This is a genomic window from Zeimonas arvi (genome assembly GCF_008039575.1).
GTDB classification, from domain to species: domain Bacteria; phylum Pseudomonadota; class Gammaproteobacteria; order Burkholderiales; family Burkholderiaceae_E; genus Zeimonas; species Zeimonas arvi.
Window position 1 is genome coordinate 14810 of the sequence record NZ_VDUY01000008.1, and the last position, 12716, is coordinate 27525.

Below are 12716 nucleotides of genomic sequence, written 5' to 3' on the forward strand. Positions count from 1 at the left end.
GGGCGGAAGGTGTGTTGCGCGCCGGCGGGTGACACTTTCTCTCGCGCCTCGTTTCTTTTCTCGCCCTTTCGGCGGTTTGCCTGTATAGTTCCGCTTGTGCGGCGCAGCATCCGCACGTTTACGCTCATCGTCCCCCGACCTCTGTTCGCACCCCGGCAGTCCTTGCCCGGGTCATCCGGAATCTGTCTGGCGCCGATGCTCGACGCCGCGCGGCGTTCGTTCCGAACGCCGTCCGTCATTCCGTTGATCCAGAGGTTCGAATGACTTTCTCCGATCTGGGGCTTGCCGCCCCTTTGCTCGCCGCTTTGTCCGAAGCCGGCTTCACCCAGCCCACGCAGGTCCAGAGCGACGCGATTCCCGCCGTGCTGGAAGGCGCCGACCTGCTGGTGTCTTCACAGACCGGCAGTGGCAAGACCGCGGCCTTCATGCTGCCCTCGCTGCAGCGACTGCTCGAGCCCGCTTCGAAGGCCGGCAAGGGGCCGCGCATCCTGGTGCTGGCGCCCACGCGTGAACTCGCGCTCCAGGTCAACGAAGCCGCCACGCAGTACGCGGCCGGCGTGCGCCGGTTCACCAGCGCCACGCTGGTCGGTGGCGCGCCCTATGCTCCGCAGATGCGCAAGCTGTCGCGCCCGCTCGACCTGGTGGTCGCCACGCCGGGCCGTCTGATCGACCACCTCGAGGCCGGCCGGATCGATTTCTCGCGCCTCGAGGTGCTGATCCTCGACGAGGCAGACCGGATGCTCGACATGGGCTTCCTGGCCGACATCGAGCGCATCGTCGGGTCCACGCCCGCCGAGCGCCAGACGCTGCTCTTCTCGGCCACGCTCGACGGCGTGGTCGGCGACCTGGCGCGCCGCCTGACTCGTTCGCCGCGGCGCATCGACGTGGCCTCGACCGTCGCGCAGAAGGCCGACATCGAGCAGGTGCTGATGTATGCCGACGACCTGTCGCACAAGTCGCGCCTGCTCGACGCGCTGCTGCGCCGCGACGACATGCAGCAGTGCGTGGTCTTCGCCGCCACCCGACAGTCCACCGAGGACCTGCGCGAGCAACTCTCGGCGAGCGGCTTCAGCGTGGCCGCACTGCATGGCGACATGCACCAGGGGCAACGCAACCGCACGCTCGACGGCATGCGGGCGGGCCGCACCCGCGTGCTGGTGGCCACCGACGTGGCCGCCCGTGGCATCGATGTGGCCGGCATCACCCACGTGATCAACTTCGACGTGCCCCGCCAGGCCGAGGACTATGTGCACCGGATCGGCCGCACCGGCCGCGCCGGCCGCAGCGGCATGGCGGTGACCCTGCTTCGCCACGACGAGCACTACCGCGCCCGCCTGATCGAGCGCTACACCGGCCAGCCGATCCGCATCGACGTGATTCCGGGGCTCGAGCCTCGGGCCCGCGCGTCGCGACCGGCAGGAAAACCCGGCAGCAAGCCGGCCGGCGCCTGGGGCGCCAAGCGCGGCAACGGCTGGACCGGCAAGCCGGCCGGCGCCTGGGGTGGCAAGCAGGGCGCCGGATGGAGCGACAAGCCGCGCGGCGCGTGGAGCGACAAGCCCGCCGGCGACTGGAAGGCCAAGCCTGCCGGCGAGTGGAAGCCGCGTCCCGCAGGCGAGTGGAAGCCTCGCCCTGCCGGGGAATGGCAGGCGCGCCCCGCGGGCGAGCGGCGCGACAACCGGGCCGGTGGCCGAGACGGCGCTCGTGGTGCCGCAGCGAGTCACCCGCGCAGCGGCGCGCCCGGGACCGGTTTCGCCCGTCGTCGCCAGGAAGCCTGACGGCCGACCCGGATGGCCGGCGCAGCTGGCCAGATCCGGCCGGAACAGCTATAATTTTCGGCTTTGCGGAATTCCGCAGAACCCATCCTCTGCCCGGAACAGAAATTCTCCAACCCCCCGGCGCAAGATGGTCCAGGAGCGCACATGAATCTGATCGAAAAGCTCGAGCAGGAAGAAATTTCCCGGCTCGGCAAGACCATTCCCGATTTCGCGCCCGGCGACACCGTGGTCGTGAGCGTGAACGTGGTCGAGGGCACGCGCAAGCGCGTCCAGGCCTTCGAAGGCGTGGTCATCGGCCGTCGCAATCGGGGCCTGAACTCCTCGTTCATCGTTCGCAAGATCTCCTCGGGTGAGGGAGTCGAGCGCACCTTCCAGCTCTACTCGCCGCTGATCGCCGGCATCGAGGTCAAGCGCCGTGGCGACGTTCGCCGCGCCAAGCTGTACTACCTGCGCGCGCGCTCGGGCAAGTCGGCGCGGATCAAGGAAAAGCTGCCCGGCAAGACCTCGGGCAACGCGGCGGCCTGATCGCTTCCGCACTCTGGCCGGCCCCCGGCGGGTCGGCCGGCCGGCCGGGATTGCCGACCGGCAGAAGGGCGCAGCGATGCGCCCTTTTTTGTTTTCTCCGATGATGTCCGGCACAGCTGTCAGGATCCTTCGCGCCACGATGACCCGCCTTCCATGACCCCGCCGACCCGCAAGATGCCCGACTCGCAGACACCAGGCTCGTCGACGACCGAGGCGCCGCCGACCGCGGTGGCGCCCGCCTTCGACCCGCGCCAGGCGGCGGTCGTGGCCGACGGTCCCGAGGCCTTGCCGGCGGTGGGCTGCGACTGCCTGGCGGCCGATCGGCTGCGCGAGCGCTTCTCGAATCCGCCCCGGTGGTCGCCGGAGATGACCGGCGACCGGATCCGCCTGCACGTGGGCCCGCCGCGCCCCGCGGCCGTGCTGTTGCCGATCGTGCTGCACGCCGCCGGTCCGGCGGTGCTCCTCACCCAGCGCACCGCCCACCTGCGCCAGCACTCCGGGCAGGTCGCGTTTCCGGGCGGCCGTCACGAGCCGGCCGACCGCACGCCGGTGCACACCGCCCTGCGCGAGGCGCACGAAGAGGTCGGTCTGGAGCCCTCGCGGGTCGAGGTGATCGGCCGCTTGCCCGAGTACCTGACCGGCACCGGTTTCCAGGTCACGCCTGTGGTCGGCCTGGTGGAGCCGGGCTTCGAGGCCCGCCCCGACCCGCACGAGGTCGCCGCGATCTTCGAGGTGCCGCTCGGGTTCCTGATGGACCCCCGGCATCACCAGCAGCGTCTGATCGAGGTCGCCGGCGAGCAGAGGATCTTCTGGGCGATGCCCTGGCGGCCTCATCCGGCGGCCGACGAGTACTTCATCTGGGGTGCGACCGCGGCCATGCTTCGCAATCTGTATCGTCTGCTGAGCGCCTGAACGGCGACATCCACGAAGGAAGGACCGATGGGATTCTTCGCACTCGTCCTCGCACTGCTGATCGAGCAATCGCGTCCCTTGCGGCCGGGAAACCGGGTGCATTCGTTGTTCGCGGGTTTCGCGGCGATGGTCCGGCGCAATCTCGACGGTGGCGAGCGCCGGCACGGCGCGATCGGCTGGGCGGTGGTGATCGGCGGCAGCGTCGCGGCAGTGATGCTGGTCGAGTCGATCGCCCAGGCGATCCATCCGCTCGCGCTCTTTGCCCTGCACGTCTTCGTGTTGTACTGCACCGTGGGCTTCCGGCAGTTCAGCCAGGCCTTCACCGAGATCCGGATCGCGCTCGCCGCCGACGACGCCGAGGGCGCGCGGCGCGTGCTGTCGGGATGGCTGCGCGGCGAGGATCCGGCCGAGGAGGCCTTCGCCGACCGCGAGACGACGGTCGCCAGCACCTGCCGCCAGGCCATCGCACACGCGCTGCTGGCAGCGCACCGCCACGTGCTCGGGCCGCTCTTCTGCTACATCGTCCTGCCGGGCGCGATCGGCCCCGTGCTGTACCGGGTGGCCGAGCTGCTGGTCCGGCACTGGCAGCGGCGGGACCGCGAGGCGCCCGTGCCGGCTGCGGAGACCGGATCGACGAACGGCGCGGCGACGCCCTGGGCCGCCTTCGCGACCCGCGCCTTCGCGATCATCGACTGGGTCCCGGTGCGGCTCACCGCTGCCGGCTTCGCGATCGTCGGCAACTTCGAGGACGCCGTCTACTGCTGGCGAGGCGCCAGTGCCGCCGTCGGGCACTGGGACTCTCGCTCGGTGCTGATGGCGGTGGGCAGCGGCGCGCTCGGCGTGCGGCTCGCCGACCCTGCGCTGGCGCAGCGCTGGGCGGGCAGCGCGCGGCCCTTCGAGTGCCCGGGCGGCGAGGCGCAGCCGGCCAGCCTGCCGGGGGCGGCCGGCCTGGTCTGGCGTTCGCTGATCCTTTGGATCGGGCTGTTCGCCCTGATCACGGTCTCGGCCTGGATGGGGCGCTGAGCGTTTCCTCGACCAGGCGTCCGTAAAGCTGGAAGCGGCGCGCGTCGATGTTGCCCGCCTCCGTGGCCGCGCGCACCGCGCAGCCGGGCTCGCCGCGGTGGGTGCAGTCGTTGAAGCGGCAGCGGCCAAGCAGCGGGGCGAACTCGGGCATCGCGTGCGCGAGTTGCGAGGCCGACAGGTGCGCGATGCCGAAGGTCTGGAAGCCGGGCGTGTCGATCAACCGCGCGTCGGTGGCGACCGCCTCGGGCAGGTCGAACAGCCGGGTGAAGGTGGTCGTGTGCCGGCCGGTGGCCAGCGCGGTGGAGATCGCCTGGGTGCGCAGGTCGGCGTCGGGCACCAAGGTGTTGACCAGCGTGGACTTGCCCATGCCGGACTGGCCGACCAGCAGGGTGGTGCGGCGCTCGAGCCAGCCGCGCAGCGTGTCGCGCACCCGGCTGGCACTGCCGCGGGCCGCGATCTCGAACACCGGCAGGCCCAGCGCGCGGCAGGCGTCGAGCCGCGCGCGGATCGCCGCGTGGGCCTCGCCGAGATCGATCTTGTTCGCGATCAGCGCCACCGGCACGCCGGCCACCGAGGCGGCGCACAGGATCCGAAGCAGCAGTTCCTCCGAGAAGGGCGGATCGCCCGCCAGCACCACGCCGACCTGGTCCACGTTGGCAGCGAGCAGCTTGCTGCGCCATTGGTCGCTGCGAAGGATCTGGTTTCGCCTGGGCGAGATCGACTCGATGACCGCCTGGCCCTCGCCGGTGCGGCGGATCGAAACGACATCGCCCACGCAGGCGTCGGTGCGCTTGCCGCGGGAGACCGCGATCAGCTCGCCGCCCGTTTGGGCAGGGCGGACCAGGTAGTGGCGGCCGTAGCTGGCCGTGACCAGCGCGGGTTCGGCTGCGACCAGCGCAGGCATCGGCTGCGGTCAGCCAAGCGCGCGCGCGAAGACCGCGTCGGACTTGGCCGCGCAGACGAAGTCGTTCTCGGACACGCCGCCCACCGAATGGGTGTTCCAGCGCACCGCGCAGCGGTTGTAGCCGACCTGCAGGTCGGGATGGTGGTCCTCGCTGTGGACCATCCAGGCCAGCGCGTTCACGAAGGCGATCGTGTCGTGGTAGTCGCGAAACGCGTAGGTGCGTTCGATCGCGCCGTGGCGGAAGGACCAGCCGGCGAGCTCGGACAACTGCACTTCGATTTCGCTGTCGGTGTAGGCACGCTCGCCTTCCATGGGGCGGGACTTGCGCGACACGAGCTGCTGGCGGGTGAGGGCGGGTTTCATCGGGGGCTGCTCAGGTGGCGGGCGCGGCCGTCAGTCGTCCGATGCGCTGGACGGCGGGCGGATGCGAATCGTGGAAGGTCGAATGCACCGGGTCGGGCGTGAGCGTCGAGGCATTGTCCTCGTACAGCTTGACCAGCGCGCTGGCCAGGTGCTTCGGGTCGGTCTGGGCCGCCGCGAAGGCGTCGGCCTGGAATTCGTGGCGCCGCGAGGCCAGCGCGAACAGCGGCTGCAGCGGGAAGGCGAACACCGGCAGCGCCAGGAAGAACAGCACCAGCGCCGCGGCATCGGCCATCGCCGGCTCGGGGGTGAGGCCCAGCGCCTGGTAGAACCAGGGTTGGCGCGACAGCCAGCCCAGCAGCCAGAGGCCCGCCAGGCTGATCCCGAAGGTGAGCGCGATGCGCTTGGGAATGTGCCGCAGCTTGAAGTGGCCGAGCTCGTGGGCGAGCACCGCTTCGATCTCGTCGGCGTCGAGCCTGGCGAGCAGCGTGTCGAAGAACACGATGCGGCGCGCGCGCCCCAGGCCGGTGAAGTAGGCGTTGCCGTGCGCCGACCGGCGGCTGCCGTCCATCACGAACAGGCCGCGGGCGCGAAAGCCGCAGCGCGAGAGCAGCGCCTGCACCCGGTCGCGGACCTCCCCTTCCGGCAGCGGCTCGAACCTGTTGAACAAGGGCGCGATCACGGTCGGGAAGAGCACCATGACCGCCAGGTTGAAGGCCATCCAGGCGATCCAGGTCCACAGCCACCACAGCTCGCCGCTGGCGCGCATCAGCCAGAGCACCAGCGCCAGCAGCGGCAGCCCCAGCGCAGCGCCGACCAGCGCGCCCTTGAGCGTGTCCGCCACGAACAGCGCCGGGGTCATCCGGTTGAAGCCGAAGCGCTGTTCCAGCCGGAAGCGCCGCCAGGCCTCGATGGGCAGGTCGACGATGGCGCCGGTGAGCACCACCAGCGCGACGAAGATCGCTGACGCGATCGCAGGCGAGCCCGGGGCGATGGCCTGCGCGGCGCCCATCAGCCACTGCAACCCGCCGAGCATCGTGAACCCGATCAGCAGGACGGCGGAGACGACCGTCTCGACGATGCCCAGCCGTACGCGCGCGATCGTGTAGTCCGCCGCACGCTGGTGCGCGGCGAGCCCGATCCGGTCGGCGAACCCATTGGGCACCGCGCCCCGGTGACGGGCGACGTGCCTCACCTGGCGGCTGGCCAGCCAGAAGCGCAGGGCGACCGAGAGCAGCAGCGCGGCGACGAAGAGCAGGGTGAACGGATGCAGGGACGGCGATTCGGTCAAGGCGGTTCGGACAGGGTTATCGAGCTTGGCTGGCGCGGGGGCTGGCTGCGGCGGGCCTGGCCGAGCGGGCGCAAGCGGCGCGAAGGGCTGTGGGACAATGCCGGCCGGAGAAAATTATGTCACAGCCCCCTTCGCAGACTTACTCGCAGACCGCTGCGAACGCCGGCGCCAGCGCTCCCCGCGCGGTACCCGACGAGACCCGGCTGATCTGGGTCGACATGGAGATGACCGGCCTGAATCCGGCGGTCGACCGGATCATCGAGATCGCGATCGTGGTCACCGACAACGCGCTGCAGGTGGTGGCGCAGAGCGAGGCGATCGCGATCGCCCAGCCCGACTCGGTGCTCGACGCGATGGACCAGTGGAACAAGTCCACGCATGGGCGCTCGGGGCTGATCGACCGGGTCAAGGCCTCGCGCAGCAGCGAGGCCGACGCCGAGCAGGCGATGCTCGCCTTCCTCGCGCCGCTGGTGCCGACCGGCAAGTCGCCGATGTGCGGCAACTCGGTCTGCCAGGACCGGCGCTTCATGGCCCGCTACATGCCGCAGCTCGAGGCCTGGTTCCACTACCGGAACCTCGACGTCAGCACGCTCAAGGAGCTCTGCAAGCGCTGGCGCCCCGACCTGGCCAAGGGCTTCACCAAACGCGGCGCGCACACCGCACTGGCCGACATCGTCGAGTCGATCGACGAGCTGCGCTACTACCGCGAACGCTTCCTGGTGCTGTCGATCGAGACCGCCGCGCCTGCGGCCGCCGACGCGCTGCCGCCGCCGGTCTGAATCCGCGAGGCTGGCTCGCACTCCCGCCACACGCTGCGCAGGATCAGCGCCAGCAGGACCGACGCGGCCATCAGGCTCGCGCCGGCAGCGATCCAGAAGCCGCGCGCGCCGGCCACCGCCTGCCCCAGCTGGGAGTCCCCGGCGCCCACGCCGAAGGCCAGCCACCAACCGCCTCCCAGGCCGACGCCCCACAGGCAGACCAGGTAGACCAGCATCGGCAGCGTGGTGATGCGGTGGGCGCGCAGCACGAAGGTGGCGGTTGCCTGGATCGCGTCGAAGAGGTGGAAGGCGGCCACCAGCGCGACCAGCGGGGCCGCGGCGGCGGCCACGGCCGCATCGGTGGTGTAGGCGCCGACGATGCCTTCGCGCCCGAACCACAGGGCCGCGGAGATCGCGCAGGCGATCCCGATCGCGAGCCGCAGGCCGTGGCGGCCGTAGGCACGCGCCCGGTCCGGCCTGCCCGCGCCGATCGATTGCGCCACCATCGTGCTGGTGGCGTTGGCCAGCGCGAGCGGCACCATGTAGGCGAGTGCGGCCAGGTTCGCCGCGATCTGGTGGCTGGCGGCCACGGTGGCGCCGAGCCGGGCCAGGAACAGCGCCATGAACGCAAAGGAGGTCACCTCGACCAGATAGGCGCCGCCGATCGGCAGGCCCAGTTGCAGCAGCTCGCGCAGCTGCGCCGTGTCGGGCCGGATCGGCCAGCGGATGCGCAGCGACCGGTAGATCGGCATCGCGTAGAGCGCGACCAGCGACAGCAGCAGCGACAGCCAGAGCACGATCGCGGTGGCCACCCCGGCGCCCGCGCCCCCGAGCGCCGGCACCAGCACCTGGCCGGCCTCGGTCTGCCAGCCGTGCATGAACAGCGCATTCAAGGGCAGCTTGAGCGCCACGCCGGCCAGGTTGATCGCCATCACCGTGCGAGGCCGGGCGATCGCGTTCGACAGCGCATAGAAGACGCGAAAGAGCAGCGCCGCCGGCAACCCGGCGGCCACGGCCAGCAGGTAGCCGCGGGCCACGCCCGCCACCTCGTCGGGCGCCTGCGCGAACGCCAGCCAGGGTTCGGTCCAGCCGAGCGCGATGCAGCCGGGCACGGCCAGCGCCAGCGCCAGCCAGATGGCCTGGCCGGTGGCCTCGGCAATGCGCTCGGGCCGGCCCGCGCCCCAGTGCTGGGCCGCGATCGGCGCGAGCGCCAGCAGCACGCCCATCAGGCCCACGTAGACGGTGATGTAGATGCTGGCGCCCAGGCCCACCGCGGCCACGTCGACCGCGGACAGCCGGCCCGCCATCATCGTGTCGATGACGCCATTGAGCATCACCGCCACCTGGCCGATGAAGACCGGCCAGGCGAGCTTCAGGATGTCGCGGTTCACTTCCGGAACGGATCGAGCCGGTAGAGCCGGAAGCGCTCGCCGCGCTCGGACCGCCGCTGGCCCTGCCAGACCGGTTCGGCGTCGCGCAGCCGCTCGGCCGGCGTCTGCGCGATCGGCCCGTCGTCCTGGATCAGCAGCCAGCGACAGGCGCCGTCATTGTCGAAGCGCGGGCGCGCGAAATAGAGGAAGCTGGCCCGCTGCGCCGGACCCAGGCCGCGGGTGCTCACGCAGTCCTCGGGCGCCGCGGCCAGCGCGGTGCGCAGCCCCAGGGCCACGTCGCGATAAGTGTTGCGCTCGTTGAACACCGGCAGCCAGAGCGTCATCAGCAGGAACCAGGCGAGGACCAGGCCACCGCAGGAAAGCGCCATCGCGCGCCAGATCATCCGCGGCCGGCGGGCGATGCGCCAGCGCACCAGCGCCAGCCAGGCCAGCGTGGCCAGCACCCCCAGCACGAGCCCCGGCACGATGCCCGAGGGCATGAAGCCCGGCGCCAGCTGCGAGGCGCGATAGGCCATGCGGGGCGGGAAACCGGTCATCAACGCGATCCACCAGGCCCAGATCGCCACGCCGAACAGCGTGAAGCTGGTCACCGCGAACCAGTCGATCAGGCTGACGATGCCGCGCCGGAGCGTCGGCAGGCCCACGCCGGCCAGCAAGGCCAGCGGAAGCGCGGCCGGCAGCAGACGGCCCTCGATGCCCTGCGGCGCGATCAGCGCCTGCAGGCTGAAGGCGGCGGCGGCAAGCAAGGGCAGTGCCACCGCCGGCTCGGTCCAGCGCTGGCGCCAGCGCCAGATTGCCCAGGTGGCTACCGGCCAGGCAGGCCAGTAGAACCAGGGCGTGGTGCGCACGAAATAGGCGAGGCCCTCGATGCTGGGGCCCGAGGCGGTCTCGGCCTGGGCCTGCAGCCAGTCGGCGAGGTGCTGCTGCATGGCAGCGTCGCCCGCGGCCAGCGCCAGCGGCCAGGCCAGCGCGCCGAGAAGGGTCACCGGGATCGCGGTGGCGAGCATCGGCCTGCGCACCAGGGAGAAGGCCCGGACCAGCGGCGGCAGCGCGATCAGCAGCATCAGCATGGCGATCGCCAGCGGCAAGCCGCGGCTGAGCAAGGTGGCCGCGATCGCCGCGCCGGCGATCGCCCCGCCGCGTACCGGCCGCTCCAGCGCGGTGGCGCAGCCGAACAGGAAGGCGGCCACCCAGGTGACCTGCGCTACATCCGCGGTGGTCTCGTGCATCCGGGTGATCAGGCCGAAGGTGGCCATGGTGACCAGCAACACCGAGTCGGCGATCGCCCGCGCGAAGTCGGTGCTGGTTGCCGAGGCGCCGAACGGGTCCGAAGGCTGCGCGCCAGGGCGGCGGGCCAGCGCGAAGCTCGCGTACCAGACGAGCGCCAGCGCGGCGGCCAGCAGCAGCACGGTGGCGAGACGGACCATCGCGTGCTCGGTGAACAGCGCGTCGGGAGCCCAGGGGCTGCCCAGGCGGGCGAAGGCGCCGGCGATCCAGTGGGGCAGGGGCCCCTGCGCCGGCACCATGTCGCCGGCTATGTTGGGCATCAGCCAGTCGGAAAGCCCGCCGCGGCCCATCGTGAGTGCGATGCCGAAGCCGGCGGCGTCTTCGGTGCGCCAGGGATCGCGACCGACGAAGCCGGGCAGCACGTAGAGCACGCACAGCAGCAGCAGGCCCCAGCGGGGCAGCTTTCCGGCTTCGATCTCGGTGACGATGAAGGGTCGCATGTCTCGAGAAGCTTAGCGCTGAGTGCGGGTGATCATCAGCGCCGAGTGCGGGCAATCGTTGGCGCCGAGCGCGGCCAAGCGTCGGCGCTGCGCGCGGCAAAGAAAAGGGCAGCCGAAGCTGCCCTTCTCGATTCTTGCGAACCGGCCCTGCTGGCGTATCGGCGCGCCGGCCGGGTCGGCTTGCCCGGAAGCCGGGTCGGCTTCTCCGAAAGGCCGGATCAGCCGGCCTTCCCCTCGCCGATTCAGCCGGCCTTGCCGGACCGGGCGAACTTCTGGCGGAACTTCTCGACGCGGCCCGCCTCGTTCACGCGCTGCTGCGCGCCGGTATAGAACGGATGCGACTCGGAGCTCACGTCGAGCTTGAACAGCGGGTATTCCTTGCCGTCGATCGTGATCTTCTCGCGGGTGTTCACGGTCGAGCGCGTGATGAACCGGAAGTCGCTGGCCATGTCCTGGAAAACGACGTCGCGATACGCGGGGTGGATGCCTTCTTTCATCGGGAATACCTCGGTTGGGCTGGCCTGCGACCGGGTCGGGCTGACTGGCGCAAGGGTTCCGGCCGCGGCGCCATCAGTCGAGTTTGCGCGCGAATCCGGTCAGCAAAGCCCGCAATTATAAGAAAGATCGTGCTGTTCTGGCAAGTCTTCCAGGTCAGCGCGAGGAGCCCCGCATCATCTCGAAGAATTCCTGGTTGCTCTTGGTCTGGCGCACCTTGTCGAGCAGGAACTCCATCGCCTCGAGCTCGTCCATGTCGTGCAGCAGCTTGCGCAGGATCCAGATCTTCTGCAGCACGTCGGGCTTGATCAGCAGCTCTTCGCGGCGGGTGCCCGAGCGGTTGATGTCGATGGCCGGGTAGACCCGCTTCTCCATCATCCGGCGGTTCAGGTGCAGCTCCATGTTGCCGGTGCCCTTGAACTCCTCGTAGATGACCTCGTCCATCCGGCTGCCGGTGTCGATCAGCGCGGTGGCGATGATGGTCAGCGATCCGCCTTCCTCGATGTTGCGGGCCGCGCCGAAGAAGCGCTTCGGGCGCTGCAGCGCGTTGGCGTCCACGCCGCCGGTCAGCACCTTGCCCGAGGCCGGCACCACCGTGTTGTAGGCGCGCGCCAGGCGGGTGATCGAGTCGAGCAGGATCACCACGTCCTTCTTGTGCTCGACCAGGCGCTTGGCCTTCTCGATCACCATCTCGGCGACCTGCACGTGCCGGGTGGCCGGCTCGTCGAAGGTCGAGGCGACGACCTCGCCGCGCACCGAGCGGCTCATCTCGGTGACTTCCTCGGGGCGCTCGTCGATCAGCAGCACGATCAGCACCACGTCCGGGTGGTTGGCAGTGATCGCGTGCGCCATGTGCTGCATCAGCACCGTCTTGCCGGCCTTGGGCGGCGCCACGATCAGGCCGCGCTGGCCTTTCCCGATCGGCGCGATCATGTCGATGATCCGGCCGGTGATGTTCTCCTCGGCCTTGATGTCCCGCTCGAGCACCATCGGCTTGTTCGGGTGCAGCGGCGTCAGGTTCTCGAACAGGATCTTGTTCTTGCTCGCCTCGGGCGGAGCGTCGTTGATCTTGTCGACCTTGACCAGCGCGAAGTAGCGCTCGCCTTCCTTCGGGGTGCGGACTTCGCCTTCGATCGAGTCGCCGGTGTGCAGGTTGAAGCGGCGGATCTGCGAAGGCGAGATGTAGATGTCGTCCGTGCTCGCCAGGTAGGAAGTCTCGGGCGAGCGCAGGAAGCCGAATCCGTCGGGCAGCACCTCGAGCACGCCGTCGCCGAAGATCTGCTCGCCGGTCTTGGCCATGCGCTTCAGGATCGCGAACATCAGTTCCTGCTTGCGCAGGCGGTTGGCGTTCTCGATGTCGAGGCTCGCGGCCAGTTCGATCAGCTGCGAGACGTGCTGAGCTTTCAGTTCGGACAGATGCATGTAGACGGGCTCCCCGCTGGGGACGTGGACGGACGGATGTGCGTCGGATGAAGGGATGTCGGACGAAGAGGTGTCGAACGATTGACTGGGCGGCGCAACGACCGCCCTGGATGCCTGATCGGGAATTCGGCGG

General features: G+C 70.3%; 12 protein-coding genes. 5 read left to right on the forward strand and 7 right to left on the reverse strand.

Annotation, left to right across the window (positions count from 1 at the left end):
• Positions 1-260: 260 nt before the first annotated feature.
• The 4 genes from FHP08_RS16685 (at position 261) to FHP08_RS16700 (ending at position 4235) form a co-directional block, all read left to right on the forward strand.
• On the forward strand, positions 261-1775 hold the full coding sequence (locus tag FHP08_RS16685) for a DEAD/DEAH box helicase (protein WP_147705642.1): 1515 nt from the start codon (positions 261-263) through the stop codon (positions 1773-1775).
• A gap of 144 nt (positions 1776-1919) precedes the next feature.
• Complete coding sequence (gene rplS, locus FHP08_RS16690) at positions 1920-2300, forward strand: 50S ribosomal protein L19 (RefSeq protein ID WP_147705643.1); 381 nt, start codon at positions 1920-1922, stop codon at positions 2298-2300.
• A gap of 174 nt (positions 2301-2474) precedes the next feature.
• Entirely contained in the window at positions 2475-3212 is a 738-nt protein-coding gene (locus tag FHP08_RS16695; RefSeq protein ID WP_147705744.1) for a CoA pyrophosphatase, read from the forward strand.
• 27 nt (positions 3213-3239) lie between these two features.
• Positions 3240-4235 carry a CobD/CbiB family protein gene (locus tag FHP08_RS16700; RefSeq protein WP_147705644.1) on the forward strand — a complete coding sequence of 332 codons (996 nt, stop codon included), beginning with the start codon at positions 3240-3242 and terminating at the stop codon, positions 4233-4235.
• On the opposite strand, the gene rsgA is transcribed toward FHP08_RS16700, so the two are convergent.
• Genes rsgA through FHP08_RS16715 form a run of 3 tightly spaced genes read right to left on the reverse strand, consistent with a single transcriptional unit; the run spans position 4207 to position 6790 of the window.
• Entirely contained in the window at positions 4207-5139 is a 933-nt protein-coding gene (rsgA, locus tag FHP08_RS16705; RefSeq protein WP_147705645.1) for a ribosome small subunit-dependent GTPase A, read from the reverse strand. The two genes, FHP08_RS16700 and rsgA, sit on opposite strands and share 29 nt — an antisense overlap.
• A 9-nt stretch (positions 5140-5148) precedes the next feature.
• A complete protein-coding gene (locus tag FHP08_RS16710) occupies positions 5149-5502 on the reverse strand; it encodes a 4a-hydroxytetrahydrobiopterin dehydratase (protein WP_187272340.1) in 354 nt (117 codons plus the stop codon).
• Positions 5503-5512: 10 nt separating this feature from the next.
• Complete coding sequence (locus FHP08_RS16715; RefSeq protein WP_147705646.1) at positions 5513-6790, reverse strand: M48 family metallopeptidase; 1278 nt, start codon at positions 6788-6790, stop codon at positions 5513-5515.
• A 116-nt stretch (positions 6791-6906) separates the two neighbouring features.
• On the opposite strand from FHP08_RS16715, the gene orn reads away from it, so the two are divergent.
• Positions 6907-7569: an oligoribonuclease gene (orn, locus tag FHP08_RS16720; RefSeq protein WP_147705647.1), complete on the forward strand. Its 663-nt coding sequence runs from the start codon at positions 6907-6909 to the stop codon at positions 7567-7569.
• Here orn and FHP08_RS16725 read toward each other — a convergent pair.
• The 4 genes from FHP08_RS16725 to rho all read right to left on the reverse strand — a co-directional run bounded on the left by FHP08_RS16725 (position 7491) and on the right by rho (position 12583).
• Positions 7491-8939: an MATE family efflux transporter gene (locus FHP08_RS16725; RefSeq protein ID WP_225879180.1), complete on the reverse strand. Its 1449-nt coding sequence runs from the start codon at positions 8937-8939 to the stop codon at positions 7491-7493. The two genes, orn and FHP08_RS16725, sit on opposite strands and share 79 nt — an antisense overlap.
• On the reverse strand, positions 8936-10666 hold the full coding sequence (locus tag FHP08_RS16730; protein WP_147705648.1) for a glycosyltransferase family 39 protein: 1731 nt from the start codon (positions 10664-10666) through the stop codon (positions 8936-8938). The genes FHP08_RS16725 and FHP08_RS16730 overlap by 4 nt, the downstream gene beginning before the upstream one ends.
• Before the next feature lie 242 nt (positions 10667-10908).
• Entirely contained in the window at positions 10909-11163 is a 255-nt protein-coding gene (locus FHP08_RS16735; protein ID WP_147705649.1) for a type B 50S ribosomal protein L31, read from the reverse strand.
• Between the two features lie 154 nt (positions 11164-11317).
• A complete protein-coding gene (gene rho / locus FHP08_RS16740) occupies positions 11318-12583 on the reverse strand; it encodes a transcription termination factor Rho (protein WP_147705650.1) in 1266 nt (421 codons plus the stop codon).
• Between the last annotated feature and the right edge of the window lie 133 nt (positions 12584-12716).

Bases quoted from the DNA above. Each gene is read 5' to 3' on its own strand.
- FHP08_RS16700 (WP_147705644.1), top strand. From the start codon at position 3,240: ATGGGATTCTTCGCACTCGTCCTCGCACTGCTGATCGAGCAATCGCGT.
- FHP08_RS16730 (WP_147705648.1), bottom strand. From the start codon at position 10,666: ATGCGACCCTTCATCGTCACCGAGATCGAAGCCGGAAAGCTGCCCCGC.
- rplS (WP_147705643.1), top strand. From the start codon at position 1,920: ATGAATCTGATCGAAAAGCTCGAGCAGGAAGAAATTTCCCGGCTCGGC.
- FHP08_RS16735 (WP_147705649.1), bottom strand. From the start codon at position 11,163: ATGAAAGAAGGCATCCACCCCGCGTATCGCGACGTCGTTTTCCAGGAC.
- rho (WP_147705650.1), bottom strand. From the start codon at position 12,583: ATGCATCTGTCCGAACTGAAAGCTCAGCACGTCTCGCAGCTGATCGAA.
- rsgA (WP_147705645.1), bottom strand. From the start codon at position 5,139: ATGCCTGCGCTGGTCGCAGCCGAACCCGCGCTGGTCACGGCCAGCTAC.
- orn (WP_147705647.1), top strand. From the start codon at position 6,907: ATGTCACAGCCCCCTTCGCAGACTTACTCGCAGACCGCTGCGAACGCC.
- FHP08_RS16710 (WP_187272340.1), bottom strand. From the start codon at position 5,502: ATGAAACCCGCCCTCACCCGCCAGCAGCTCGTGTCGCGCAAGTCCCGC.
- FHP08_RS16695 (WP_147705744.1), top strand. From the start codon at position 2,475: ATGCCCGACTCGCAGACACCAGGCTCGTCGACGACCGAGGCGCCGCCG.
- FHP08_RS16685 (WP_147705642.1), top strand. From the start codon at position 261: ATGACTTTCTCCGATCTGGGGCTTGCCGCCCCTTTGCTCGCCGCTTTG.